Source organism: Fluviicola sp. (assembly GCF_039596355.1).
GTDB lineage: Bacteria > Bacteroidota > Bacteroidia > Flavobacteriales_D > Crocinitomicaceae > Fluviicola.
The window spans coordinates 22,192-48,304 of sequence record NZ_JBCNJW010000017.1 but is presented as its reverse complement, the minus strand read 5'-3'; the positions used below and the strand labels follow the sequence as shown (position 1 = coordinate 48,304).

The 26,113-nt window shown below is 44.0% G+C and carries 24 protein-coding genes and 1 tRNA gene; 19 read left to right on the top strand and 6 right to left on the bottom strand.

The features are described from left to right. Position 1: 1 nt before the first annotated feature. Positions 2-658, top strand: a complete 657-nt coding sequence (locus tag ABDV94_RS19720) for a CoA transferase subunit B (RefSeq protein ID WP_343748945.1) — start codon at positions 2-4, stop codon at positions 656-658. A 27-nt stretch (positions 659-685) separates the two neighbouring features. Continuing rightward, positions 686-1,402: a glycosyltransferase family 2 protein gene (locus ABDV94_RS19715; RefSeq protein ID WP_343748944.1), complete on the top strand. Its 717-nt coding sequence runs from the start codon at positions 686-688 to the stop codon at positions 1,400-1,402. 73 nt (positions 1,403-1,475) lie between these two features. Here ABDV94_RS19715 and ABDV94_RS19710 read toward each other — a convergent pair whose 3' ends face one another. Then, positions 1,476-2,441 carry an acyltransferase gene (locus ABDV94_RS19710; RefSeq protein WP_343748943.1) on the bottom strand — a complete coding sequence of 322 codons (966 nt, stop codon included), beginning with the start codon at positions 2,439-2,441 and terminating at the stop codon, positions 1,476-1,478. Positions 2,442-2,520: 79 nt separating this feature from the next. Then, positions 2,521-2,880 (bottom strand): hypothetical protein, encoded by a 360-nt coding sequence (locus ABDV94_RS19705; RefSeq protein WP_343748942.1) that lies wholly within the window; start codon positions 2,878-2,880, stop codon positions 2,521-2,523. Positions 2,881-3,099: 219 nt separating this feature from the next. Here ABDV94_RS19705 and ABDV94_RS19700 point away from each other — a divergent pair, with 219 nt between their 5' ends. From ABDV94_RS19700 to ABDV94_RS19655, 10 genes are all read left to right on the top strand, one after another. Next, the gene (locus tag ABDV94_RS19700) at positions 3,100-3,753 is read left to right on the top strand and encodes a LysE family transporter (RefSeq protein ID WP_343748941.1); all 654 of its coding nucleotides are present in this window, start codon (positions 3,100-3,102) and stop codon (positions 3,751-3,753) included. Positions 3,754-3,811: 58 nt separating this feature from the next. Beyond that, positions 3,812-5,518, top strand: a complete 1,707-nt coding sequence (locus ABDV94_RS19695; RefSeq protein WP_343748940.1) for a hypothetical protein — start codon at positions 3,812-3,814, stop codon at positions 5,516-5,518. Between the two features lie 124 nt (positions 5,519-5,642). Further along, the gene (locus ABDV94_RS19690) at positions 5,643-5,996 is read left to right on the top strand and encodes a YraN family protein (RefSeq protein WP_343748939.1); all 354 of its coding nucleotides are present in this window, start codon (positions 5,643-5,645) and stop codon (positions 5,994-5,996) included. Beyond that, positions 5,980-6,606 (top strand): hypothetical protein, encoded by a 627-nt coding sequence (locus ABDV94_RS19685; protein WP_343748938.1) that lies wholly within the window; start codon positions 5,980-5,982, stop codon positions 6,604-6,606. The genes ABDV94_RS19690 and ABDV94_RS19685 overlap by 17 nt, the downstream gene beginning before the upstream one ends. A gap of 256 nt (positions 6,607-6,862) precedes the next feature. After that, positions 6,863-7,780, top strand: a complete 918-nt coding sequence (locus tag ABDV94_RS19680) for a pseudouridine synthase (protein ID WP_343748937.1) — start codon at positions 6,863-6,865, stop codon at positions 7,778-7,780. Positions 7,781-7,787: 7 nt separating this feature from the next. Next, positions 7,788-8,663 (top strand): hypothetical protein, encoded by an 876-nt coding sequence (locus ABDV94_RS19675; RefSeq protein ID WP_343748936.1) that lies wholly within the window; start codon positions 7,788-7,790, stop codon positions 8,661-8,663. Positions 8,664-8,860: 197 nt separating this feature from the next. Next, positions 8,861-10,561: a lysine--tRNA ligase gene (lysS, locus tag ABDV94_RS19670; protein WP_343748935.1), complete on the top strand. Its 1,701-nt coding sequence runs from the start codon at positions 8,861-8,863 to the stop codon at positions 10,559-10,561. Between the two features lie 72 nt (positions 10,562-10,633). Continuing rightward, complete coding sequence (locus ABDV94_RS19665) at positions 10,634-11,815, top strand: hypothetical protein (RefSeq protein WP_343748934.1); 1,182 nt, start codon at positions 10,634-10,636, stop codon at positions 11,813-11,815. 433 nt (positions 11,816-12,248) lie between these two features. Continuing rightward, the gene (locus ABDV94_RS19660; RefSeq protein ID WP_343748933.1) at positions 12,249-13,373 is read left to right on the top strand and encodes a hypothetical protein; all 1,125 of its coding nucleotides are present in this window, start codon (positions 12,249-12,251) and stop codon (positions 13,371-13,373) included. 34 nt (positions 13,374-13,407) lie between these two features. Next, positions 13,408-15,426 carry an FG-GAP-like repeat-containing protein gene (locus ABDV94_RS19655; RefSeq protein ID WP_343748932.1) on the top strand — a complete coding sequence of 673 codons (2,019 nt, stop codon included), beginning with the start codon at positions 13,408-13,410 and terminating at the stop codon, positions 15,424-15,426. An 81-nt stretch (positions 15,427-15,507) separates the two neighbouring features. On the opposite strand, the gene ABDV94_RS19650 is transcribed toward ABDV94_RS19655, so the two are convergent. After that, on the bottom strand, positions 15,508-16,140 hold the full coding sequence (locus ABDV94_RS19650) for a hypothetical protein (protein ID WP_343748931.1): 633 nt from the start codon (positions 16,138-16,140) through the stop codon (positions 15,508-15,510). Between the two features lie 151 nt (positions 16,141-16,291). On the opposite strand from ABDV94_RS19650, the gene ABDV94_RS19645 reads away from it, so the two are divergent. Then, positions 16,292-16,573, top strand: coding sequence for a hypothetical protein (locus tag ABDV94_RS19645; protein ID WP_343748930.1), 282 nt, complete (start codon positions 16,292-16,294; stop codon positions 16,571-16,573). A 121-nt stretch (positions 16,574-16,694) separates the two neighbouring features. Next, positions 16,695-18,329, top strand: a complete 1,635-nt coding sequence (locus ABDV94_RS19640; protein WP_343748929.1) for an ABC-F family ATP-binding cassette domain-containing protein — start codon at positions 16,695-16,697, stop codon at positions 18,327-18,329. Between the two features lie 163 nt (positions 18,330-18,492). On the opposite strand, the gene recO is transcribed toward ABDV94_RS19640, so the two are convergent. Continuing rightward, positions 18,493-19,200, bottom strand: a complete 708-nt coding sequence (gene recO / locus ABDV94_RS19635) for a DNA repair protein RecO (protein ID WP_343748928.1) — start codon at positions 19,198-19,200, stop codon at positions 18,493-18,495. Then, positions 19,197-21,515, bottom strand: a complete 2,319-nt coding sequence (locus ABDV94_RS19630) for a two-component regulator propeller domain-containing protein (protein ID WP_343748927.1) — start codon at positions 21,513-21,515, stop codon at positions 19,197-19,199. The genes recO and ABDV94_RS19630 overlap by 4 nt, the downstream gene beginning before the upstream one ends. Positions 21,516-21,627: 112 nt before the next feature. Between ABDV94_RS19630 and ABDV94_RS19625 the strand changes: the two genes are divergently transcribed. Beyond that, positions 21,628-21,701 (top strand) — tRNA-Arg (locus ABDV94_RS19625). Positions 21,702-22,003: 302 nt separating this feature from the next. Here ABDV94_RS19625 and ABDV94_RS19620 read toward each other — a convergent pair. Beyond that, positions 22,004-22,441 (bottom strand): hypothetical protein, encoded by a 438-nt coding sequence (locus tag ABDV94_RS19620; protein ID WP_343748926.1) that lies wholly within the window; start codon positions 22,439-22,441, stop codon positions 22,004-22,006. A gap of 332 nt (positions 22,442-22,773) precedes the next feature. Here ABDV94_RS19620 and ABDV94_RS19615 point away from each other — a divergent pair, with 332 nt between their 5' ends. From ABDV94_RS19615 to ABDV94_RS19600, 4 genes are all read left to right on the top strand, one after another. Then, positions 22,774-23,538: an AraC family transcriptional regulator gene (locus ABDV94_RS19615; protein WP_343748925.1), complete on the top strand. Its 765-nt coding sequence runs from the start codon at positions 22,774-22,776 to the stop codon at positions 23,536-23,538. A gap of 30 nt (positions 23,539-23,568) precedes the next feature. Further along, positions 23,569-23,958, top strand: coding sequence for a VOC family protein (locus ABDV94_RS19610; RefSeq protein WP_343748924.1), 390 nt, complete (start codon positions 23,569-23,571; stop codon positions 23,956-23,958). A gap of 235 nt (positions 23,959-24,193) precedes the next feature. Then, positions 24,194-24,592 (top strand): hypothetical protein, encoded by a 399-nt coding sequence (locus ABDV94_RS19605; protein WP_343748923.1) that lies wholly within the window; start codon positions 24,194-24,196, stop codon positions 24,590-24,592. A gap of 45 nt (positions 24,593-24,637) precedes the next feature. Then, positions 24,638-26,062, top strand: a complete 1,425-nt coding sequence (locus tag ABDV94_RS19600; protein WP_343748922.1) for a carcinine hydrolase/isopenicillin-N N-acyltransferase family protein — start codon at positions 24,638-24,640, stop codon at positions 26,060-26,062. Positions 26,063-26,113 lie beyond the last annotated feature (51 nt).

The window sequence follows — 26,113 nt, the reverse complement described above, 5'->3', positions numbered from 1 at the left end:
TATGGCACTAGATAAAAACGGAATAGCAAAACGAATTGCACAGGAATTGCGCGACGGCTGGTACGTCAATTTGGGAATCGGTATTCCTACGCTTGTGGCAAACTTCATCCCGGAAGGAATTGAAGTGGAATTTCAATCGGAGAACGGAATTCTTGGAATGGGTCCTTTCCCGTTTGAAGGAGAAGAAGATCCGGATTTGATCAATGCCGGAAAACAAACCATTACTGCCCGAAAAGGAGCCGCTTTTTTTGACTCCGCTACGTCATTTGCCATGATCCGCGGACAGCACGTTCAGTTGACCGTTCTCGGAGCAATGGAAGTATCTCAGAACGGAGACATTGCCAACTGGAAAATTCCGGGAAAAATGGTCAAAGGAATGGGAGGAGCAATGGATTTGGTTGCTTCTGCTGAAAACATTATCGTAGCGATGATGCACTCCAATAAAGCCGGGGAATCCAAAATCCTGAAGGAATGTACGCTTCCGCTAACGGGAGTGGGATGTGTGAAGAAAGTAGTCACCGAATTGGCGGTGCTTGAAATCAAAAACAACCAGTTCCACCTGCTGGAAAGAGCTCCGGGTGTGAGTGTCGAAGAGATTGTCTCCAAGACTGAAGGAGACCTTGTTGTACCGGATTTTGTACCGGAAATGAGCATTTAAAAATTAGTACACTTTTCATCCTTGCTTATGATTCAGAAGCTATCCATTCTTATTCCCGCCTATAACGAAGGGCCAACCATCCATTTGATCCTGGATAAGATCAAAAACGTACACCTGGAACACGGTGTTCAAAAAGAGATTGTGATCGTCAATGACTGTTCAAAAGACAATACGGTTGAACGCATAGAAGCATACATGGCAGCGAACCCGGAAATGGATATCCGCTTGTTTTCCCAACCTCATAACCAGGGAAAAGGGGCTGCAATTAACCGCGCAATCCAGGAAGCAAGCGGAGAATACATCATTATCCAGGATGCCGACCTGGAATACGATCCGGAAGAATACAACTTGCTGCTGAAGCCCGTTTACGTAGACAATGCCGACGTAGTGTACGGCTCCCGTTTCATGGGACACCAGCCGCACCGAATCCTGTTTTACTGGCATTCCAAAGGGAACAAGTTCCTGACCGAGCTTTCCAATATGATGACGAACCTGAACCTGACAGATATGGAAACCTGTTACAAACTGATTCGTTCTTCGATTGCCAAAGACATCAAAATCAAAGAGAACCGCTTCGGAATTGAGCCGGAAATCACTGCAAAACTGGCCAGACGAAAAGGAATCCGCATCTATGAAGTGGGCATTTCCTACTACGGAAGAACCTACGAAGAAGGGAAAAAAATCGGCTGGAGAGATGGTTTCAGAGCGATTTACTGCATTATCAAGTACCGGTTTACGAATTAAAAAGATAGCGTCAAGAGACCAGACTTTTAGAGTCAGGATTGGTCATGACTCTTGCCTCTTAATGTCTCATACGCTAGTACCGAATTCCCTTCGACCAACCCATTGCGCGCTTTTCAATCACCAGGAAATAGCAATAGGCGAAGACCAATGAGCCGATCACTGCCAGTACAATATACACCCACGGATTCCAGTCTACCCCTTTCTGGTTCTTGCAATAGGTCAGGAACAATCCGCCGGAAAACCCATGCGTGAGGTAGAGCGAATAGGAAAACTGTCCCGTAAATCTGAAAGCGCGGTTCGTGATCGGAATCCAAAGCAGGAACACCACTCCAATTAGCGAAATCACCAGGTCTTCTACCGGGAAAAACAGGCACAGAAACAGCAAACAGGAGGCCATCAGGCAGTAGTTCAGAACAATTTGCCGCGTCTTATAAATTTCACAGCAGACAATCCCAATCAGGAAAAACGGGATGTTGTGAGCCAGGTCGAACGAACAAAAATAATACGCTGCAACCAGGCTGGAGAAGACGATGATCCCATAACTCCAATCGTTTCGTTTCATCACCACAACCAGCAGTCCGATAATCAGGTAGAACATAAACTCTACTTTCAGCGTGACGAAAATCGGGTTCATCCATTCCGTGTTCCCGAAAAGATCCACTGTGAGCGTAGCGTTTTGAACCACCTGATTTGCCGAATAAGGAAAAGGCCAATCCCACATCAGGGGTGCGAGACAGATCAGCAGGATGATTCCCCAAAAGGGCGGAAAAATGCGGGTGATGCGTTTGAGCAGGTATTTCGGATAGTGTTTGAATCCATAGACGCCTTTTGACAGCGAATAGTAAATCACAAACCCGGAAATCAGGTAGAAGAGCTCAACACCCTGTGCCCCGAACTCCGAATACTTCCGGACGGATTCATTGCTTACAAGCGGGCCTTTCGGATCTTCAAATGAAATAAAATGGAAAATCAGTACCATCAGCGCCGCAATGGCTCTCAATGATTCAATGTGTCCCAGATGAATGTCCTGTTTTTTCAATTCAGGACTAAGTTAACGGTTTTCATGCAAAGAAAAAGCCCCGACGATTTCGCCGGGGCTTTCCAGTATCTCTGAGAGATTAGTACAACTCTTGTTTCAAGGCTGTGCGGTAATCTTTGATTTCTTCTCTGTTGATTTTGTGTTCTGCATTTTTCAGCAGGTTCAGCAAATACAGGAAATTTTCCTGGTCTTCGATTTCCAAAGGATACTCGTTTCCTTCTTCATCTTCTTCGTATTGAGCCTGTACGTCAAATGCATTTCTATCCTGCAAAAATTCGTATGATAAACGCAAAACTTTTACCACCAGCGGATCCTGCTCTTTCAACGCCTGCTCACGCAAGTCTTTCAAATCCTCTACGAGGCCTTTGTAAGCAATTCCCTCTTTTTCCACATTGGAAATAATTGTTTCTAATTTTTTATTGGCAATGGCCGTTTTCATACTTCACTTATTTTCAGGACCGTAACTACTTTACTACGCCTTTCAAGACATGCAAATGTAATGACTTCTTGGCAGTTAAAATAACATCGGCCCTGTTTTTTTGCAAAAAACGTGTGAACTCATGAATCCGGGGCAGGCTTCTTCTTTTGCATTCTTTCAGATTTAATATTTCTAAAAAAAACGAATGCTTATATTTGTAAAAACAGAAAAACCAATCTTTTGCTCGATATTTTACTCAAAGGCATCTTAACCGGGTTTATACTTAGTATAATGATCGGGCCGGTATTCTTTCTTTTACTGGAAACCAGCATCCGAAAAGGAATCAGGGCCGCTATTGCGTTTGACCTGGGAGTTTTCCTCTCTGATTTCATCTACATCATCATTGCTGTGATCTTCTATTCGGAGGTCAGTAAAATCACTTCCGGCGAGTACGGGCACATCATTTCGATTGTCGGCGGCGGAATTCTGGTGATTTTCGGGTTGGTTACCTTGTTGAAAAAGCCCAAAGAAGATGGCATCAAAGAAGCAGACAAGCAACTGAATAGCCAAACGAAAGACCTCATCCTGCTGGGACTGAAAGGCTTTTTGCTCAATTTCGCAAATCCGGGCGTGATTTTTTACTGGATTACCGTGATTGCACTTGGTGCAGACGGGAAGGAAAATTCAGGAAATGCCATAGAAGAAAGCACCTACTGGTATATTCTCATCATCATGGTGACGTTCTTTTCCATAGATTTGCTAAAAATTTTCGGGGCGAAAAAACTGAGACCTTTCATCACAGACAACCTGTTGCTGAGTCTAAACAGATTGATCGGACTGATCATCATAGGAACCGGTGCATTGCTGATCATTAAAGGTTTTTTGGCAAAATAGCTCCTGTAACATTTCGCAAAAATTCTGCTTATTCAAATTGAACAATCATTCACATTCCATGAAATTCCTTTGTATCTTTTTTTCCTTCTTTGCGCTCACGGTCTTCGGTCAGGTCGTTCAAAAGGAAAACCTGACTCCCAAGGTCAAAAACTACTATGATTTCAAACAAACACAATTGGAATCAATCGGAAGTTACTACAAAGATCCGTTGGGAGAAACGGCAGACAAACACGGAAAATGGCTGTATTATGACCGCTTCGGGAACGTAGTGGAAGAACGGAATTATTACCGCGGGAAACTGCACGGAAGAGTCATTGCCAATTATCCCAACGGAAAAAGCAAACAGGAAGGTTATTTCAAGATGGGCGAACAGGACAGTGTGTTCCGGGAATGGAATGAAACGGGAAAACTGAGTGTTCAAGGATATTTCAAATTCGGGAAACCATTCGGAATCTGGGAACGCTATTACCTCTCCGGACAAAAAAAACAAGTGGAAGAGGTCATCGACACGACGGTTTACATGCGTGAATTTTGGTTGCCCGATAGTCTCCATACCCAAAAAATCACCGACGGAAACGGTGAATACCTGACGTTTTACGATACCGGGATGGAAAAGGAATGGTACAACTATAAAAACGGCTTAAAAGACGGTGCATTTGAGGAATTTTCCATTTACGGCTACCTGCTCATCAACGGGAAGTTCCGTGAAGGGGAAAAAGACAGCACCTGGAATTATTACTATTACACCGGTTCCATTGAAAAAACAACCAATTACCTCAATGGGAAACTGGACGGTGCATACCAATATTACTACGACAACAAACAGTTGAACGTAGAAGGGTTCTACAAAAACGGTGAAAAATCGGGACAGTGGGTTTGGTACACCAAAAAGGGAACTAAGGATCAGGAAGGAAGTTTTGATCTCGGAAAACAACACGGGAAATGGACGTATTACTACCCTACCGGGCAGGTTAGCTACCATGCGGAATACGATCACGACAAACGCACGGGAACCTGGTCTTATTTCTACAAAGACGGAAGCAAATTCAAAACGGGTCCTTTCCAGAACGACGAGAAACACGGAAAATGGGAAACCTGGTATGAGAACGGTACACTCCTGATGTCGGGTGTATACAAAAACGGGAAAGAAGAAGGAACCTGGGTGAATTACTGGGAAAACGGAAAAGAAAAAAACATCGCAACATTCAAAAACGGCTTGATGCACGGAAAATGGGAGTCGTACTACCCTACCGGTAAACCAAACGTATTCGGCTCCTACAAAGAAGGAGAAAAAACAGGCCAATGGACCAGCTTCTTCGAAAACGGGAAGGAAAAGGATATTTTCACCTACAAGGTCATTACCAAGAAAACCAAGATCAAAAATGGTCCTCTGAAAGATTTCGAGGTGAAAGAAAGCATCAAGGACGGTCATTCCGTTTCCTTCTCTCAAAAAGACTACAAGAAAATCGAAGAAGGAGATTACAAAAACGGGGAAAAAGACGGCGTGTGGTATACCTACTGGCCGGGAGGTAAAATTCCGAGTAATACCAACACATACAAAGACGGAAAACTGCACGGAAAAACAACCGAACTCGACCGCAGAGGGAACGTTATTTCAGAAACCGAATACAAAGACGGTCTGAAACACGGAAAAATGAAGCTCTTCGACAAACGCGGAAAAGTGATCAAGGAACTGGAATTCGAATTCGGACAACAGGTGATCAAAACTCCCGGCGGAAGCAATATTCAGTTTAAAGCAAGATAAGCATGCTTCGACTCCGCTCAGCATACATAAATATACACAACAAAAAAGCAGCCTGAGCGGAGTCGAAGGAGCTTTTTTGTTGGATGAAGTGGTCTTTTTTCTTATATTCAAGAAGAAAGAGGCTATGACTGATCAGGAATTAGGCATGTTCGGAGAACAAATGGCGCAGCGGTTCCTGCTGAAAAACGGGTACACTATCCGGAAAACGAATTACCGCTATCTCAAGTTTGAAATCGACATCATTGCAGAGAAGAACGATCAAATCGTCGTGGTGGAAGTAAAAACCCGGCAGACGGCTGAAATTGGTGAACCCTGGATGGCAGTTACCAAAAAGAAACAGCGGCAGATTATCTTGTGTGCAGATCACTATGTTCAATCCGGGAATCTGAGCCAGGAAGTGCGTTTCGATATCATTTCGATCGTTCACAATCAGTACCGCACCAAACTGGAGCATATCGAGGATGCTTTTTCGACGTAAGTTGTTGTTCCCGCCAATTGCGCAGATTGCACAGAATAAAAGCCCGACAGGAGCACAAATCCGTTCTTATTTTATGGAATTTTTGATTTCCGGGCATCTGATGGTTATGAAACCAGGCGCATTTTTTCTGTTTTTCTTTCTGAGTAGTTTTACATTACACTCCCAGGAAGAAATAAATCGCTTTACAAGAGATTCTATCCGGGTAAGGGAGTTTTTATCACAGGTAGATCATGTAGAATTATGTGAATTGAAGCCCACTTGCGGGAAAACGCGTTGTTATTACGCGGGCGCGATCAGAAATCAGGAACTGGATTCTACCCTGGTGTTTCACCGGAGATTGCTTAATAATCCGGACGACCTGTTTAAAACGCTGATCTCAAGCACCCAAAACACCACCATTACCAGCGGCTCGTGCTATGAACCCAGAAACGGAATTCTGTTCTTCGACAAAGACGGGAATTTGCTGAGCTACCTGGAGATTTGTTTTACTTGCAGTTCCATCAGTAAAATCCGGAATTTTGGCATCTACGGGTTTAGCAAGATCCAATACAAACAACTTGAAACGATTTTTCTCAAAAAAGGATTACGGACAAGAGAAATTACAGAATAGAACTCTTCAGCGAAAGCGAATAGGTTTCAAGTCGTAATTCATACTGAGTGACTTGTAGTGAGCTTGCCGAACTAAGTCCAAGTAACCCTTCTCCATTTCAACTCTTAACGAAGCACTTTTTTGATTTTTGTACGTTGAATTAAATGCATTGACAATCAACTTCCTATTCTTTCAAAGCACTCTTGTTGAAGTCTCAATTAAACGTCTTATCTTTGCCGCGTCTACTGAGATAGTAAACAGTTAAATTCTGCTCGTGATGAACACAAGAAAAACAGGTACAGGCAAAGGCCGTACAAACAACAACACAGGAAGAGGTTCCAAACCTTCCTCAAGAACGGGAAAACCCGTTGTAAAACGAACGAATATTCCTGCAAAACAAGAACCTGCAGCGGATGCTTCTTCGAAACCTCATTTCAAACCGAAAGTCCGTAAAGGAGATCCCCTGCCTTCATTCAATGAAGACGAAATCCGTTTGAACAAATACTTGTCCAATGCCGGAGTATGTTCCCGCAGAGAGGCAGATGTATTAATCCAGACAGGTGTCGTAACCGTGAACGGGGAAATCATTACCGAATTGGGTTACAAGATCAAAAAAGGGGACAAAGTACAATACGACGGGGAAACAATTAACGCAGAAACGAAGCGTTATGTGTTACTAAATAAGCCGAAAGGGTTTATTACTACGATGGATGATCCTTTAGGTCGGAAAACGGTCATGCGTTTGGTATTCAATGCGTGTAAGGAACGGATTTACCCGGTGGGGCGTCTGGACCGCGAAACAACCGGTTTGCTGCTTTTCACCAACGATGGTGACCTGGCGAAGAAACTGACGCATCCGCGTTATGAAGCAACCAAGATTTACCACGTGGAAACAGATAAACCTGTTCAATCGGAACACCTGGAATTGCTGATGCGCGGTATTGACCTGGAAGACGGACGCATTCAGGCGGATAAGGCTGAATACGTGAAAGACGGAAAATCTTCCCGTGAAGTGGGAATTGAAATTCACTCGGGGAAAAACCGCATTGTGCGCCGGATGTTTGAAAAACTGGGCTACGAAGTCGTGAAACTGGATCGCGTTCAGTTTGCCAGCTTAACGAAGAAAGATTTGCCGCGAGGTTATTACAGACATCTGACCGAACAAGAGGTTCATTTTTTAAAAATGACTAAATAATTCAAGCATGTACAAAAGACTGTTTGTTGTTTTACTTTTAGCGCTTATTGCCGCCCCTGCCGATGCACAAATTCGCAGACACCAGCGAAAAAGAAGTACCAATGCCGGTACGCTTTTTTTCTACTGGGGCTATAACCGCACCGCTTACACCAAATCGACCATCCATTTTATCGGATCGGATTACGATTTTGAACTGAAAGGAGTAAAAGCAACAGACAGGCAACCGAAGTTCGGAGCAAATTTGTATCTGAATCCGGCCAACATGACCATTCCGCAATATAATTTCCGCATCGGGTATTATTTCACGGAGAAATGGGCACTTTCGGTGGGAGTAGATCATTTCAATTACGTCATGGCTCCCAACAATGAAGTGGTGATGGACGGTCATTTCGGGATCGGTGTTGATTCTGTGTGGACAGGAAACTACCAGCAGGAATCGACCACCATCGATCCGAAGCATTTTCACTACGAACATTCGGGAGGCTTGAATTATCTGCGGATCGAACTCATGCGCTCTTACGATATCTGGGAAGCCGGAAGACAACGCCAATTTGCGATTACAGGAAATGTAGGGTTGAATTTGGGGCCTATGCTCACAACTACCAACTTCCTGTTTGCCAATGAGCAGACCAACCGGGCAACAGCACTTTCGGGATATGGAATCGGGGCCAACGCAAGCATGCGATTCGAGTTTTTCAAGCACGTGTTCCTCCAGGCAGAAGGCGGATTGGCTTTTGCACATCTTCCGGGAGTACACACCCGTCCGAATGACCGCAATCAACGGGCGAAACAGGCTTTCGGATTAGCAACATACAACGTATCTTTGGGGCTGATGTTCTACATCAAAACCAAGAATGGCTGTGATAGCTGTCCGCATTGGTAGTTCGACAAGCTCACTATACCATGTAGCGGGCTTTACTCAATCACCAATAGCCGGAACAAATAAACGAATGTGTATGATCGCCTTCGACTCCGCTCAGTCATCATACACAAAAATTAAAATACGAACGAATAACAATTTACAGACGTTCGATTTAAGTACTGATATCTTAAATTTGAACGTCCCAACAGCAAAATAAAATGTCACAAGAACTATCAGAACAAGAAATCCAGCGACGTCAGACGTTGCAGCATTTACGTGATGCAGGAATTGATCCTTATCCTGCGGCTCTCTACCCGGTAACAGATTACTCCACTTCTATCAAGAACCAGTTTGAAGAAGGTAAACAGGTGTGTCTGGCCGGAAGAATGATGAGCCAGCGTGTAATGGGAAAGGCTTCTTTTGCTGAAATTCAGGATTCGGAAGGAAGAATCCAGGTGTACTTCAACCGCGATGAAATTTGTCCGGGAGAAGACAAATCGCTTTACAACGATCTGTTTAAAAAGTGGTTGGACCTGGGCGATTTTATCGGCATCAAAGGGGAAGTTTTTAAAACACAGGTCGGAGAAGTTTCCGTGAATGTGAAAGAATTCCAATTGCTGAGCAAGTCGCTGAAACCGCTTCCGCTTCCTAAAACCGATGCGGAAGGAAAAGTGCACGATGCATTTACTGATCCGGAACTGCGTTACCGCCAGCGTTATGTGGATTTGGTTGTAAATCCGCAGGTCAAGGAGGTTTTTGTGAAACGCACCAAATTGTTCTCTGCCATGCGTGGTTTCTTCAACGACGCAGGATATATGGAGGTTGAAACTCCAATTTTACAGGCAATCCCGGGTGGAGCTTCTGCCCGTCCGTTCATCACGCACCACAATGCGCTGGACATTCCGCTTTACATGCGTATTGCGAATGAATTGTACCTGAAGCGTTTGATCGTAGGTGGTTTTGATGGTGTCTACGAATTCTCCAAAAACTTCCGCAACGAAGGAATGGACCGTACGCACAACCCGGAGTTTACGGCGATGGAAATTTACGTTTCCTACAAGGACTACAACTGGATGATGGATTTCACGGAGCGGCTTTTGGAGCACTGCGCCATTGCAGTAAACGGAACTTCCGTAACGACTTTCGGCGAGCACACCATCGATTTCAAAGCACCGTACAAGCGTGTAACCATGCGCCAGTCGATCATTGATTTCACTGGTTTCGACATCGATGGAAAATCGGAAGAGGAACTGAGAGCTGCTGCCAAAGGAATGGGAATCGCTGTGGATGAAACCATGGGGAAAGGAAAACTGATCGATGAAATCTTCGGTGAAAAGTGTGAAGGAAACTACATCCAACCGACTTTCATCACAGATTATCCGAAAGAAATGTCGCCATTGTGTAAAACACACCGCGACAACCCGGAACTGACAGAACGTTTCGAATTGATGGTTTGCGGAAAAGAAATCGCGAATGCATATTCCGAGTTGAATGATCCGATTGACCAGCGCGAACGTTTTGAAGAGCAATTGCGCCTGCAGGAAAAAGGAGACGACGAAGCGATGTTTATCGACCAGGATTTCCTCCGTGCACTGGAATACGGAATGCCTCCTACTTCCGGTTTGGGAATCGGGATGGATCGTTTGATCATGTACCTGACCAACAATCCTTCGATCCAGGAAGTGCTATTCTTCCCGCAAATGCGCCCGGAAAAAACGGTAAAAATCGTTTTGAACGAAAACGAACAGTTGATTTTCGACATCATGAAACGCGAAAAATCAATGGATCTGAATGCATTGAAAACGGCTGCCAATTTGAGCAACAAGCAGTGGGATACCAGCATCAAAGGCCTCACGAAGAACAGTCTTTTAAAAGTGACCAAAACGGAAGACAACCTGATTGTCGACCTGGTTGATTAATACAGATTGAAAACCGTTTTCCGGAATCCGGGGAACGGTTTTTGCTTTTAAATAACCACAAACAGACGATACATGAAATCCTGGATTTTTTTCATTTTTCTATTTGCCGGAAACGGCGCTTTTGCTTCTGTCTTGTACACGCTGCAGGGAACGGTCGGGAAGTCAAAAATCTGTATGAAATTCGAGGATTACACCATGGATTATCCCAAAGACGAGCCTCGGATTGTCGATGTGCGCTATTTCTACCAATCTTCGCTGAAAGACATCGTCCTGGAGGGAGTCCGAAACAAGAATACCTTCGTATTTTACTTTGGTAAACACGATTCCGGCTTCGAGGAAAAGTTTACCCTTACCAAAACAAACGGTATTTTCAAAGGAACCTGGGAAAACGCGAAAGGCAAAAAACTCCCGGTGTCTCTCGCCCCGATTAAGCCGGAGAACAATCCCAATCCATACAACCACATCCCATTGGTGGAAAAATACCAGAAAACAGACCTGTATGAGTATGTACGCTCCGGATTGGTACAGTTCCAGGATGATTCGACCAGTACATTCACAGGAAAAACCCTCCGCTGGGTTCACGAAAAACATGGAGCGACTTTCGGATTTTACCTGGGTTCGGATTTTGATCCGGCAGTCCAAAAACGCATCAATCCCAAACTGGAAGCAATTTTGTTTCAGAATGTGATGGATCAATTGGGTTGTTCGTCGGGTTTTGATTACAGCTCCGGAAATAACATCGAGTATGATGTTACCCCGAATTTCCTCAACAAAAACCTGCTGAGTTTTACCATTTGGTCTTCCTACTATTGCGGTGGCGCGCATCCGGATTTTGGCAAAATGGGATACCTTTTCGATCTGAACAACGGGAAAGAGTATGATCTCGAAGATGTGTTGGTATTCGATCCTTCTGTTGCGAAGTATGAAGAAAACGGAAGTTCGGAATCTTTCAACCGGTTTACAACTTACCGCACGGATTATTTTGCACCGAAACTCATTGAGCTTTTACTCACGAATAAACAAATCCACCCGGCGGATCCCGAAGGAAACCCGGATGAGGAGGATTCCTGCAATGAATTGTACCTCGATCCGCAAAGCTGGACCTTTGCTTCCTGGGAGTTTACCGGAAAAGGCATTGTGTTTTATGCTTCGGTTTTCAGAGCAGCAAGGGTGTGTGAGACGGAAGGGTTTACGATTTCTTTTAAACAGCTTCAGTCATTTAAAAACAAGCGTTTTCCATATGCATTTCCTTAATTGCAAGCTTCCATACGACTATTTTCTCAAATTGATGGGATAGAGTACTCTCTGTACCCAAATCATTTTAAACACAACATGTGTTATATTTTACCCCAAATGTTGGAGGCGCTTAATCCTGAAACTTCGGGACCTCTTTATTCATAAATACAACATTGTTTCACGCAAGGCGCTCCTCTTTTTTGCAAATCAGGGATAAGTGTACACTTACCCACCACCTACCAGGGTAAATAAATCAACCCGTTAAAAATCAAATAAATTCACGGTAATCTAACCAAATTTTCACAAAACAAGCTTTTCAAAGCAACTATCGCCCTTTATTCTCAATCTATAGAGTGTGAAACAACTGTTACGGAATTGAAACGGTATTTCAAAAAAAATGAAAACCCATTTATTTCCAACGTTAATTTAACTGGCAAACACTACACTTCTTATGAAACAGAGCAAGGCGAATTCAAGTCGGTTCATGGTATGGTTTTGTGCCGTCGGCGCATTTACCCTATTGCTTTTTCTTTTCCCATCCTGTAAAAAGAAGCCCACGGTAGAACCCGTTTCCCCACCTGTTGAAGAAGAAACCGGTGTGTCGGTAGACCTCACGAAAGTTCCCTATGCAAAACTGTCCGATTACCGCTTTTTCGAAGGCACGATGAAGGATCAGAATCCGGTAGATGGCGTTCTTCCTTACGAACCCGCTTCTGCCTTGTTTACGGATTATGCGCACAAGAAACGTTTCATCTGGCTTCCGGCGGGTACAAAAGCGAATTATACGAGTGATCACGAAGTCCTCGATTTCCCGGTCGGAACAGCACTCATCAAGACTTTTTACTACGACGATGTACAGCCAGACGGTGGAACACGCATCATTGAAACACGGATTATGATCCGGAAATCCTCCGGCTGGATTTTTGCCAATTATGTCTGGAATACGCAACAAACGGAGGCATACCTCGACATGAACGGAAGTTATACCAATATCAGCTGGCTTCAAAACGGACAAACCAAAAGCGCCGCCTACCGCATCCCGTCCGAAACCGAATGTCATACCTGTCACAAAATCAATGATCAGCCGATTCCAATCGGGGTGAAACCGCAGAATCTCAACGTTGATTATGCCTACGAAGACGGAACCCAAAACCAGCTCCAGAAACTAATCGCGGTTGGTTATCTCACTAACAATCTTCCGGGAAACATTGTTTCGACCGTGAATTACATGGATCAGACCAAAACCATTGATCAGCGTTTCCGCTCCTATGTCGATATCAACTGTGCACATTGCCACAGCGAAGGGAAGCATTGTGATTACCGTCCAATGCGCCTTGCGTTCTCCGAAACTTCTGACCCGATCAATCTCGGATTGTGTGTAGAGCCGGAAGAATTCATCAATTCATCACTGGCATATATTATCAAGCCAAGTGATAAAAACCGTTCCATGATGTATTACCGCTTAGGTTCTGTGGTTCCAAGCGAACGCATGCCTTTGCTGGGCAGAAGCATTGTTCATGAAGAAGGACTACAGCTCCTGGAAGACTGGATCAACTGGAAGCAAACTTGCAACTAACTAAACCCTGTTTATAAACTTAAAACCCTACAAAATGAAAACAACATGTACTTTTTTTCTTTTGCTTGGACTACCGCTGCTTTCACAAGCCCAAAACACCTGCTCCACAGCACTTCCTGTCACAGCAGGAACCTATGTCGTTACCGCCGTTGACGGAACAGAACCCCCAACCGTGATTTGCGCTCCCAACGGGGCAACCAATGTAACAGCCGCCGAATGGTATACCTATACTCCTACGGCCGATTACACCATTCAGCTCACAACCGACTTACCTGCTTCCAATGGAACAGACACCCGTTTTCACGTGTATTCCGGAGTCTGCGGGGCATTGGCTTGCGTGGCAGGAGATGACGACAACGGTTCAGGACTTACTTCTACGGCAACCTTCAATGTCACCACTGGAACGACCTATACCATCGCGTTTGATAACCGCTGGTCTTCCAACGGATTCAGCTTCCAGTTAACTGAGAATCCGATTGTGGTTCCCGCTACACCTCCTGTTACGTTCACACCCGTTACTTTTCCTACTATCAGCGGAAGTTACGGTTTGGCAGTAACGGACATGAACGGCGATTACCTGGATGATATTATCACGGTATCGAGTTCCAATGTCCAGATTCTGTACCAGCAATCTTCCGGAACTTTTGTTACCACCAACATACCGACCACCACTACGATGTTCCAGCCCAGCTGGAGTATGGCGATCGGGGATATTGATAAAAACGGGTTCAACGACATGATGTACGGAAGCGGATCCGGAGTTACGTTCATGAAAGCCAATGCAACAGGAACCGGTTTTACGGAAATCTCAGGAACGGAATATGTATTCTGCCAGCGAACCAACTTCGTAGATATCAATAACGATGGGAACCTGGATGCTTTTTCATGCCACGACATTGATCCGAATGTGTACTACATCAACGACGGGAACGGGAATCTGACTTTCCACCAGGGAGGTTTGGGAGATCACCCGGAAGGAGGAAATTACGGTTCCATCTGGACGGATTACGACAACGACGGTGACCAGGATTTATTTATTGCAAAATGTCGCGGAGGTGCTTCAACAGCGAAAATCAATGAACTTCACCGCAATGACGGAAACGGCGTGTTCACCAATGTTTCTACGCAGGCAAACATGGCCGACCCGATTCAAACCTGGTCTTCTGCCTGGAACGATTACAACAACGACGGGTGGATGGATGCCCTGGTAGGTGCGAGTTCTGCGGATGATGGAATGCACAAACTGATGAGAAACAACGGAGACGGAACCTTCACAGACATCACAGCAGGATCTGGGTGGAACCTGAATAACAGCCTGAACATCGAGCACGTTTCCTATGACTTCGATAACGACGGTTTTGCGGATGTTTTGGGTGGTGGTAACAAAATCATGTTCGGTAACGGGGATTTCACCTTCTTCCCGATCGTTTACAGCTTCACCAACGGAGCAATCGGAGATTTGAATAACGACGGTTTCCTCGATGTACGCAACGGAAACACAGTCTACATGAATGACGGAAACGACAACAACTGGATCAAAATTCAACTGCAGGGAATTCAAAGTAACTCCAATGCGATTGGTGCACGTGTTGAAATTTACGGATCATGGGGAAAACAAATCCGCGATGTGAGAAGCGGTGAAGGATTCAAATACATGAATACCCTGAACGCGCATTTCGGAATCGGTACTGCAACAACCATTGACTCCGTGATGATCAAATGGCCTTCAGGACACATCGACCAGGTCAACAACCCGACGATCAACCAGCCACTCACGGTGGTAGAAGGCGCACATCCGTTAAGTTTATTGGAGATCAACGGCAAAAAGATTGCACTCTACCCGGTTCCTGCAACAGACATTCTGACCATTGAGAACTTCAATTTGATTGATGCTTCCAACATCCAAATCTTTAGCCAACTGGGCGAGAAAGTAATGGAAACCGAAAAGAAAGATGCGAAAATCTCCATCTCATCCCTGGCTCCGGGGCGCTATTTCCTGGTGATCCAAACGAAAGACGGAGAGAAATATTCCGAATCATTTATTAAAATGTAAGGTTGAATTGTATTCAAATAAGAAGGGGACGCGATGCATCGCGTCCCCTTCTTATTTATGTTTATTTTCTTGATTTCCGGATTACATCTTGAAGATCACTCCTCCTGTAATCAATGATTTCCCGTAACCTGCTTCCGCATAAACTCCCACTTTTTCACTTGGGAAGTAGCGGAATCCAACGTGCGGCCCGATGAAGAACAACGCACCTACATGTGAGTCGTAATACGGGTCATTGTCGTATTTCTTACGTACATTTCGGAAAACCGGTCCACTTCCGATATTTAATCCTCCATAAACGTCCATTTTATTCGCAAATCCTTTTCCTGTCTTATCAGCAATCAGCTGCAGGAAGTGAAAGTTCGCAATAAAACCGATCGGCACACCGAAATTCCAGTACGGAGAATTAGATGGCACAACATACCCGGGAGCGTATACTCCGCCGTAATAATACCCGGAAGTTCTCACTGCGACTTCTGCCCCCACCATAAATCCAATTCCAATGTACTTGTGAACACCGAATTCCATCTGAAAATTAAACGCACCATAATTGGTATTGTACGCCTTGTCATAATCCGAATAAATGGAATAGTGCTGGTTCAAACCTAAGCCCAATTGCAAATAACTGCTTCCACTTCCTCCAAATCCCTGAGCTTGCAAATTGCCGGAAGACAACCCTAAAGCCGCCAACAACAGCATCATTTTTACCTTTTTCATAACCACTTTTTTACTCTAATTATTAAATCAAATATAAGGAAGTAGATGAAACAATAGTGATTTACTAACATAAATCAGGTTTTTTTGTGATTCGTCTCATTTTTACTCCGCCTTTCATTCCGGAACTTTGAACTATCAAAATCAGTAAGTTATGAAACCGCAGGAAATAAAACAAACCACTTGGATGAAGTTAGAAACCGCAGCAAGTGAATATCGATTTGGCGTAATTGCAATCACATTACTAATTATAGGTTGTCTGGGCGGCATCACCATGAGTTACGGTGCCGCGCTCCATACATGGTCTTTGATTGCAGTTGTCATACCAACCATGACCACCCTGAGTCTGCTCCTGGCTGTAGCTCCGATGAAATGGATTCTGAACGCTTTCATCTTCACAGTCCTGGTTGATATGATCGTCCTATTCCTCGTTTAACTGAAACCGATACCAATAACCGAAAAAGGTTACCCTCTTCGTCAGGTAACCTTTTTTGTGTTTTGAAACTCCCGGAAGTCCAAAGTTGTCAGTACCTTTGCACCTCTAAAAAATCGGAAATATGATTTCAGTTGATAGTGTAACGGTTGAGTTCAGCGGAAAAGTTTTGTTCAGTGATGTGTCTTTCGTAATCAATGACACAGATAAAATTGCATTGATGGGAAAAAACGGTGCAGGAAAATCAACCTTGCTCAAAATCCTTGCAGGTGTGAACAAAGCGACCAAAGGAGGCGTTTCTGCTCCGAAAGATGCCGTGATTGCTTACTTGCCACAGCACTTATTGACGGAAGACAACTGTACGGTTTTCGAAGAAACCAGCAAAGCATTTGCAAGCATTTTCGCCATGCGCGACGAGATTGAGGCATTGAACCAGGAACTGACGGTGCGCACGGATTACGATTCGGACGATTACATGAAACTGATTGAGCGCGTTTCGGAACTGAGCGAAAAATTCTACTCCATCGAAGAGATCAATTACGACGGTGAAGTAGAGAAAGTGCTGAAGGGAATGGGATTCGAGCGCGAAGATTTCACCCGCCCCACTTCCGAATTCAGCGGTGGATGGAGAATGCGCATTGAATTGGCAAAAATCCTGCTTCAAAAACCGGATCTGATCCTGCTGGATGAGCCGACGAACCACATGGACATCGAATCCATTCAGTGGCTGGAGGATTTCCTGGTGAACAGTGCCAAAGCGGTGGTAGTGATCTCTCACGACCGCGCATTTGTGGATGCGATTACGAACCGCACCATTGAAGTGACCATGGGACGTATTTACGATTACAAAGCGAAATATTCTCACTACCTCGAACTGCGCAAGGAACGAAGAGCACAGCAGCAGAAACAATACGAAGAACAACAGAAATTCATTGCGGAAACAACCGAATTCATCGAGCGCTTCAAAGGAACGTATTCGAAAACGCTGCAGGTTCAATCCCGTGTGAAAATGCTCGAAAAACTCGACATCATTGAAGTGGATGAAGTAGACAATTCTGCGCTCCGCCTGAAGTTTCCACCGGCACCACGTTCCGGTTCATACCCGGTGGTGATTACCGAATTGAGTAAAAAATACGATAACCATGTCGTCTTCAACGATGTCAACGTAACGATTGAACGCGGCGAAAAAGTGGCTTTCGTAGGAAGAAACGGGGAAGGTAAATCAACGCTGGTAAAAGCAATTATGCAGGAAATCGGCTACGATGGAAACCTGGAATTGGGCCACAATATCCAGATCGGGTACTTTGCGCAGAACCAGGCATCTTTGCTCGATGAGGAGCTGACGATCTTTGAAACGATCGACCGCATTGCAGAAGGCGATATCCGCACGAAAATAAAGGATTTGCTGGGTGCTTTCATGTTTGGCGGGGATTCATCTACCAAAAAGGTCAAAGTGCTCTCAGGAGGGGAAAAAACGCGTTTGGCACTCATCAAATTATTGCTTGAGCCGGTCAACCTGTTGATTCTCGATGAGCCGACCAACCATTTGGACATGAAAACCAAAGACATCATTAAAGACGCTTTGAATGCTTTCGACGGAACCTTGATCCTCGTTTCTCACGACCGTGACTTTTTGGACGGGCTGGTAACCAAGGTCTACGAATTCGGAAATAAGCGGGTAAAAACGCATTTCGATGATATCAACGGATTCCTGGCAACGAAAAAGATGGAAAACCTGAAGGAAATTGAACGAAAGTAACTCACATTGGGACAAGACTTGTAGAGGCGCGATTTATAGAGTCAGGACTTATTGAGACAAGAGACAAGAATAAAAACCAGTGTTTGTATTGACTCCTGATGTCTTGGTGTCTTTTCTCCGAATGTCTTGACTCATGTCTCTCAAAGTCTTAAGTCTCATTCAATTAACTAAACACCGTCCGGATCACTTCCAGCGACTTCAGTTTGCGCATGCCGCTCACGTGAAACTGGTAATACTCCAGCCAGGCATCGATTAATTTCACGCGTTCGTCTTTGGGGATGGAAAGTGCGAGAAAATCGAGTTTTTCTAACCGCAAACTATCCGTGAGCCAATGAAGCCAGGGTTCTTCCAGGTAAGACGGCAGAAAAGGTAGTTCAGTCGTGAATTTTCCTTCCTGTAGCTCAAAATACCGCGGATTCTCATGCTGAATTTCAGGTTGAAAGCCTTCCAGTTTGGAAATTTGTGCCAAAAACCAAATCAGGTAATTACTCAACTCTTCGGTGAGGTTCAGCCAGTGGATCTGTTCGCTCAGGAACAGGAATAGTTTCTTGTCCTGGTGATTGTCTCGCAGACAGCTCATCATCAATTCGGAAATGAAAAATGCAATGCTTGATTTCAGGGGATTGTCCAGCAAATGGTGCAAGGGCTCAAGCGCCTGCATTTCCGTTAGCTTCATCAGGCTGCTGTCATTGCGCTTGTAATAGGCAATTTCGACCAGTTCCAGTGGAAAAAGGATCAATCCCTTCTTCTTTTTAGCTCCCTGGAACAAAAAGGTTTGAAGCCCCGATTCCAGGGTAAACAAGTTGACGATCAGACTGGATTCTGAATAGGACAAACGCGATAAAACAATGGCTTTATCCGTTATTTTCATCGAATGACCACCACTTTACCAACCTTCTTCCCTTTTCCGTCAGTCGGCGCTGTCCAAATGAAATACACTCCCGAACTCACATCTTCTCCGGTCAATCGCTTCCCGTTCCAGGTTGCGGTTCCTCCGTTTGAAGTGGTTTTGTAGACCAGGTTTCCGGCTGCATCTGTAATTTTCACATCGCTTCCGTATTTGATTCCCTGGATGGTTACCGGTCCGAAATAATCGGGTTTAACCGGGTTCGGAAAAACAATTGTCGAAGCGTAATCCGCGTCTTCATACGTAGCATCTGCACGGTAAGAAACCATCCCGTTATCGGTGATGATGAACAATTCTCCCGTAAGCTGGTTGAATTCCATATCCAGCACGTTGTTGGAAATCATCGGGGAGTTGTCTTTGTTGAAATTCGCAATCACTTCCTGTCCGTCGGCAGAAACCAGGAACACTCCTGATTCAGCGGTTCCGATCCACTTTCTGTTTCCTCCATCGACCTCAATATCCGAAATATATGACGTTCCCAAAAGCATTTCCACATTTCCGTCATAGGTTACGAGGATTCGGGAAACATCGGTTGTTCCGGCAGTATTGAAGATTCCTGCACTGTTGTATAGAACGGCCAATCCGTTATCCGTCCCGATCCAAATCTCGTTGTCAAAGTCAACAGCCAGCGCTGTTACGTTGTTGGAAGGCATGTTTCCGGATCCGGAACCGGTCTGCATCAGTCGGTTGATATCATCGGCTGTGTTGGAAATCGTTCCATTGTCTTTGTACCCCATCAAACCTTTTCCGTAAACTCCAATCCATTTATTCCCATTGTAATCGATCGCCAGTTTGGTGATATAAACCGTAGCAGCCGTATTAGGAGTCGCCATTTCATACCAGCTTCCACCAGCTGTTTTCACCTTCAGCGGTTTCATGGAATACGCATTGGCGATCCACAAATTCCCGTCTTCATCGTATTCCAGGTCAGTGATACACATCTGGTTATTCCCGACGGTTGTATTTTCCAGGATCGAATTCGTCGCATTGTACACATCCGTAATCTGGCTCCCATGGGCAATACTCAGCCCGTTGGCACAATATCCTCCAAGCGCAACTTCTTCCAGGTCTTTCGGGTTAATTGCCGCCGAACCGATTGCCCACACTTCGTTGTCCCATTTCGGAGCCTGGCTGGTTTTATCAAACAAGGTCCAAACCTCGTCTTTCATCGTATACGCTCCCGCAAGGCTGTAATTCAACTCGATGCGGTCGATTGTACCTCCGGTTACAACAATTTTTCCGTCCTGTCCGTTGATGCTGAAAAAGTCGTTCTTAGGCGGACCTTCCCGCGAAATAATCTTCGCATTTCCGTAAGTATCGTAGCGAACCAATCCGTTTTTGTAATCTGCAAACCAGTAACTGTTTCCGTCAAAAACGGCCCCGCGAATCTGCGGAGACGGGTTGGAATAACTGGAACTTCCGAAGAAAATGGACTTATCCTCATTAAACAAAATATACGTATCGGAGAAGCTGACTCCGAATTTGTTGTTTACTACCTGGAATCGTTGAATTTCCATGTCAAAGGCATCCCCGATAAATAGTTGCAGCCCGGAAGATGTGACTTTCATAATGGAATCGCTTCCGTAGATTTCTTTCTTCGCCAGAATATAGATGTCGTTGTTGTAAGCAGACGCACTTGCATAGGACACATCCAAAGCGGGTGCTCCCACACGTGCATCGACAGTCCAGTTATTCGGGTTTCCCAACAGGATATTGCTTTCCAGCGCCCGCACCATTCCGTCGTTGTGCAACACATAGATCGAATCGTTCAAAAACAGCACCGACTGGTAGTTTTTAGGAATCGAAAACGGATAGTAGGTATCTTTTACCTCGTGTTTTACGGGGTCGAGCACAATGATCGCAAACCCGGTTGCGGCAAATACTTTTCCGTTGCGTACCGTGAAGCTGTTGATGCGCTTGTTCCCGGTAACGGTTGCCAGTTTGACCGCCGGAATATTGACGATGGAGCCGTCGGTATACAGCTGGTCGATGTTTCCATTGTCATATCCGATGAAGAAGCACTTTGTACCGGGTTCGTATACAATGCAGGAGACCTGGATATCGGAAAGTCCGTTCTGGTCGTTGTAAATTTTACTCTCTGCGGCCGCTTCATCGTATTCGATCACTCCGGTTCCAAGAGCCGCCATCGCGAGGCCGCCCCCATAAGCAACGTCAATTGCCTGGGATGCCGCAACATGCATCCGCCATTGGCCGGTTCCAAGCTGGGAAAAAGCCGTGGAAGAAAAAACGATAGAAGCTAATAAAAGAGCGTTTCGCATGGAAATTATTTTGGTGTATAAACGCAAACTCATCAAAATTATTGGAAAATTCGCAAGAGAAGTGAAAAAAGGAACTATTTTTGGGGTCTGAACCGGAAATTCCGGTCAAAAAGGCTCCGTAGCTCAACTGTATAGAGCACTGGATTTCGGCTCCAGCGGTTGGGGGTTAGAATCCCTCCGGGGTCACAAAAAGAAAAAGCGAACTACTACCGTAATTCGCTTTTTCTTTTTCCCCTCAATACTCACTCTCACACTCGCTCTGTTTTTCAGGGCTTTTTCTTTTCAGGGACGAGTGTGAGTTTTGAGAGTGGGATTGGTGTTCGAAGTTTCAATCCGGTTTGGGAGGGGGACAAAGGGGGGAGGATACATCCAATTCTCCCGAAAATCATTGATTTCATACCAACATCTTGCCGGTCTTTAAGTAAAAAAGGCTGTCTCAACATAAGACAGCCTTTACATTTGTTTCGTATTGAGATCCTATCTTCTTTCTAATAGGTAAACACGTATTCAACCAAAGTTGGGATCTCATCAATCAACAACTGTGTTGAGTATACCTCATTTGGGCATAATTGCGTTGGATAATTAATGGTCACACCGTTTGCCGCACCCGTAATGGTGTAAACATACGAGTTTGAAGGAGCCGAAATCAGTAATCTCTTAGCTGTGATTGTTGGCCGGCTCCCGGCAGATGCAGGTACAGTTGCACTTAATGTAACCGTATTTCCTTCATCTAAGGACGTGTTCGCGCTGCTCACGGAATAACCTACACCACCTACGGTGTAATCTACGATCAGTCTGACAGTAGAACAACCATTGGTAGTCCCGATGCCCGAACTATTACCATGTTTAACATTTTGAGTGATTACTGTTTGAGAAATCCCGACGTAGGCGGTTAGCACGAAGGCCAAAAAAGTGATTGTTTTCATAGTGATATTTTTAGATTAGTGCTGAAAGTAATTTATTATTCATTACAGTGCTTTATTTTAACATTTCGATCTGAATTTAACACAAGTCGAGTGCTCCTTTTCTTCTCAGGAAAGTGGATGAGTATGCAGATACACTCATTGACTTCAAATCAGTTTGTGCCAGCGGATGAACAATTGACGAAAATGCGCTTTCAATTTTAGAGAAAGTCAATCAGACGTCATTTGACTATTTAGACGAACAGATCATCCTGAACGTAGTCAACCTTGAACCTGGGTAAGAACATGGATAAATAAAAACCCGGTTTTCGAGATGCTTTACGTACATTTCCACTATGGATTCAGAGCATCTTGAGTTGAAATACGTCGCGGTTAAACCCGAAAAATCACTTACAGACATCGTGGAGAGTATCTGGATGGTAAGAAACTATTCAGGTGAAAGCACAACAGGAATTATCATTCCGGACGGTAAGATCGACTTGTTCCTGTTTGATAAAGCGGGCAGCGATTTTGAACTGTTTATTTCCGGGATTTGTACACAGCCTGTCATAAAACCTCCGTTTCCCCATTCGACGATGTTCGCCATCAGCTTTTATCCCGTAGCTGCCGAATACATTTTCAAGCAATCATTTTCCGGTCTTAAGAACACAAGTCTGATGCTTCCTGCAGATTATTGGGGATTTTCAGTAACGGATCTGACAGATTTTGACAACTTCTGCAAAAAAGCCTGCCGGATCATAACCGGAATGCTGACAAAAGAGATTGATTACCGTAAAAAGAATTTATTCGAGCTTATTTATACGTCGAAAGGCGAAATCAGTGTAAAAGAATTGTCCGAAAAAACGGGTTGGAGCAGTCGGCAGATCAACCGCTATTTTAATGCCTGGCTTGGAATAACACTAAAATCGTACATCAATGTTATTCGTTTTTCAAACTCCCTGAAACAATTGAAAAACGGAGATTTTTACCCGGAACTGAATTATGTGGATCAATCCCATTTTATCCGCGAAGTAAAGAAGTTTTCAGGAGTGAAGCCTACCGTACTGGGAAAAAACGAAAATGACCGATTTATCCAATTGAGCCTCTTACCCAAAGATTAATTTGGTTCCCAATTATAAACACAGGAACAAATGAATTTAAATCACGTAAATCTCGTCGTGAAAGATGTAGATCAAGCTGTAAACTTATTTACCGGATTTTTGGGCTTCAGCCTGATAACGAACCGAAATAGCATGATGGCCGTGCTGGAAAACGATACGTTCGCACTCGTACTCTGGGGACAAGTGCTAAACCAGGAGGAGCAGGTTCCCAATTATCCGAAGAATTTTCATATTGGCTTTTACCAGGAAAATGAAGACGCAGTACACGCAGTTTATCAAAAACTAACAGCTGTGGAGGGATTATCGTTTGAGAGCGGTCCAAAGAAAATCAGAGATACGTTCGGGTTCTATTTTTATTTTGAAAATCTGATGATCGAAATAAGTGTTAACCCTTTCAAACAAGGGGACTCCGACCTCTGAAGATTTCCCCGCTCAAGATCACAAAAATAAAAGCATTGTCTGCCAGGGCGGATGGTGCTTTTATTTTTCAGAGCGAGAGCGGATAGTGAGTACGAACAACGGATCAAAGCTACAGGAATCCGAATTACCTCATAACCGGAAAAACTAGTTATATTCGTCCATAAACCAGAGATCCTCCATTGTAAGCAGACCATCCAAAATGGGAGATCTTTATGTTGTTGATAATACATAAAAAATGAAATTCATTTTAGGAATTCTACTATCACTTTCGCTTTTCTCTTCCTGCGTACAAAAAGAAAAAAGCGATATGCCGGAAAATATATCGGTTTATTTAAAGAACAATAACCCGATCAGATTATACAAACACGAAGGTTTCCTCGAATTAACGGGTGTGTACTGTGATTTTTTTCAGGATTTTGAAAGAAATAAGGAATCGTACGCTGTTTTAATGGAAAAACTAAATAAGAAAAAGTGGAAGTTTGATTTCATTAGTTTGGAGTATGAACACTGCATGGATGATTCGATGAATGCGGCATTTCTGGCATTGAACAAAGCCGTTTTCGGAACAAAATTAGAATCCGTCACTTTTGAAGAAGAATTAATTGTCATAACATTGAAACATGTTGCAAATTAGCCGGTAGTTTAAGCGTTTTGCAAGTATAACAAATCAACCAAATCAATGAAAAAGACACTATTTATTACCGTTGCCTTATTCGCTCAATTACACGCGTTTTCCTGCACAATTATCAGCGCAAAGGATAAAAAAGGACAGGTCTGGACGGGCAACAATGAAGACAATCTTTTCACCTTCAAAAATCTGATCAATATCGTTCCCTCCGGCAGTGATAGCTATGGATATGTGTTTTTCACGTATAATGATCCCAAACAGGGAATGCAGGGAGGTGTCAATGAGGCGGGGCTCTTTTTTGACTTCAATGCGGTGGAATATACTCAAAGTAAGGCGAATGAAAAAAAGGAGTATTACCCCGGGGGACATGTGAAAATGTTTGAGTACATCATGCAGCATTTCTCAACGGTTCAGGAAGTAATGGATCTTTACAAAAAATATAGAATTCCCGGACTTGAATACAGTCAACTTCATTTGGCAGACAAATTTGGGAATTTAGGAATTATCGTTGCGGATAGTATGTGGATCACCAAAGAAAACCACCTGGCTTCCACGAATTATAATTTGTGCCATGGAGACCAGCAGGACGATCCGTGTTTCCGGATGCCGATTGCACAACGCCTATTAAAAAACAACGAACCTTCATTTGAATTGTTCACACAAATTTGTGATTCGACCCATCAATTTTATCCCAGTGGTTCCAGTACAATCTATTCGAACATTCACAATTTGTCGACCGGTGAAATCTGGTTCTATTTCGGGTTGGATTTTAAGAATGCCTGCAAAACATCGATTCAGGAATTGTTGAAAAGGGGAAAAACATCCATCTATCTGTGCGATCTGTTCAAAGATCAGATGTTGGTCAAAGCGCATACCGCGGCGGAAAATAAAGAGTATGCAACCTCCATTGAACTGATTGAATCCATTCAAGATCCGGAACAACGTTTAACAATGATGCGTTTACTTGTTACCGGTTTGCTTGATATGGAAGCAAATATTGATGCTTACCCGGTATTTGAACATTTTTTCAAGCAAATAAAACCCGAGGCAAAAGATTATTACATAAACAGTTTTGCGTTGTATTGCAGAGGTGAAAAAGAAAAAGCAATCGAATCTTTAACCGAAGGATTGAAAAACTACCCGAAGGATGAAACGTTAACCGATTTCAAAAACCAACTGGAAGGAAAATTCCCCTCTAAGAAGAATTACAGGTTGGAACTGGATGATTTTAAGGACGCAACATATGTACTGATTGATGGATTCTCCTATTATCAATTTGAAAATTTGCTGGTGAAAGTGGGTGATAAATGGGTGGGAGAATATTCTTTAGTTCCCGATGAATACTTTTTTAGATTTAATGTAGATGGCAAAATAGTTACCTCCGATCAATTCGAAGTCGTAACCTATGATGAAAAACCACATAACCGGGTCGTTATTAAAAAGAGGCTGTTCAGAAGTCAGCGGAAGATCAAGTGAATTAGAGTCTCCTCCCTTGAGAGAGGATTAAGGAGGGTGGCAAGTCCAAAT

Coding starts and splice junctions, on each gene's coding strand:
- ABDV94_RS19705 (WP_343748942.1), bottom strand. CDS start 2,880: ATGAAAACGGCCATTGCCAATAAAAAATTAGAAACAATTATTTCCAAT.
- ABDV94_RS19640 (WP_343748929.1), top strand. CDS start 16,695: ATGATTTCAGTTGATAGTGTAACGGTTGAGTTCAGCGGAAAAGTTTTG.
- lysS (WP_343748935.1), top strand. CDS start 8,861: ATGTCACAAGAACTATCAGAACAAGAAATCCAGCGACGTCAGACGTTG.
- ABDV94_RS19610 (WP_343748924.1), top strand. CDS start 23,569: ATGAATTTAAATCACGTAAATCTCGTCGTGAAAGATGTAGATCAAGCT.
- ABDV94_RS19605 (WP_343748923.1), top strand. CDS start 24,194: ATGAAATTCATTTTAGGAATTCTACTATCACTTTCGCTTTTCTCTTCC.
- ABDV94_RS19620 (WP_343748926.1), bottom strand. CDS start 22,441: ATGAAAACAATCACTTTTTTGGCCTTCGTGCTAACCGCCTACGTCGGG.
- ABDV94_RS19690 (WP_343748939.1), top strand. CDS start 5,643: ATGACTGATCAGGAATTAGGCATGTTCGGAGAACAAATGGCGCAGCGG.
- ABDV94_RS19695 (WP_343748940.1), top strand. CDS start 3,812: ATGAAATTCCTTTGTATCTTTTTTTCCTTCTTTGCGCTCACGGTCTTC.
- ABDV94_RS19650 (WP_343748931.1), bottom strand. CDS start 16,140: ATGAAAAAGGTAAAAATGATGCTGTTGTTGGCGGCTTTAGGGTTGTCT.
- ABDV94_RS19660 (WP_343748933.1), top strand. CDS start 12,249: ATGAAACAGAGCAAGGCGAATTCAAGTCGGTTCATGGTATGGTTTTGT.
- ABDV94_RS19680 (WP_343748937.1), top strand. CDS start 6,863: ATGAACACAAGAAAAACAGGTACAGGCAAAGGCCGTACAAACAACAAC.
- ABDV94_RS19600 (WP_343748922.1), top strand. CDS start 24,638: ATGAAAAAGACACTATTTATTACCGTTGCCTTATTCGCTCAATTACAC.
- ABDV94_RS19675 (WP_343748936.1), top strand. CDS start 7,788: ATGTACAAAAGACTGTTTGTTGTTTTACTTTTAGCGCTTATTGCCGCC.
- ABDV94_RS19720 (WP_343748945.1), top strand. CDS start 2: ATGGCACTAGATAAAAACGGAATAGCAAAACGAATTGCACAGGAATTG.
- ABDV94_RS19685 (WP_343748938.1), top strand. CDS start 5,980: ATGCTTTTTCGACGTAAGTTGTTGTTCCCGCCAATTGCGCAGATTGCA.
- recO (WP_343748928.1), bottom strand. CDS start 19,200: ATGAAAATAACGGATAAAGCCATTGTTTTATCGCGTTTGTCCTATTCA.
- ABDV94_RS19615 (WP_343748925.1), top strand. CDS start 22,774: ATGGATTCAGAGCATCTTGAGTTGAAATACGTCGCGGTTAAACCCGAA.
- ABDV94_RS19665 (WP_343748934.1), top strand. CDS start 10,634: ATGAAATCCTGGATTTTTTTCATTTTTCTATTTGCCGGAAACGGCGCT.
- ABDV94_RS19630 (WP_343748927.1), bottom strand. CDS start 21,515: ATGCGAAACGCTCTTTTATTAGCTTCTATCGTTTTTTCTTCCACGGCT.
- ABDV94_RS19715 (WP_343748944.1), top strand. CDS start 686: ATGATTCAGAAGCTATCCATTCTTATTCCCGCCTATAACGAAGGGCCA.
- ABDV94_RS19655 (WP_343748932.1), top strand. CDS start 13,408: ATGAAAACAACATGTACTTTTTTTCTTTTGCTTGGACTACCGCTGCTT.
- ABDV94_RS19645 (WP_343748930.1), top strand. CDS start 16,292: ATGAAACCGCAGGAAATAAAACAAACCACTTGGATGAAGTTAGAAACC.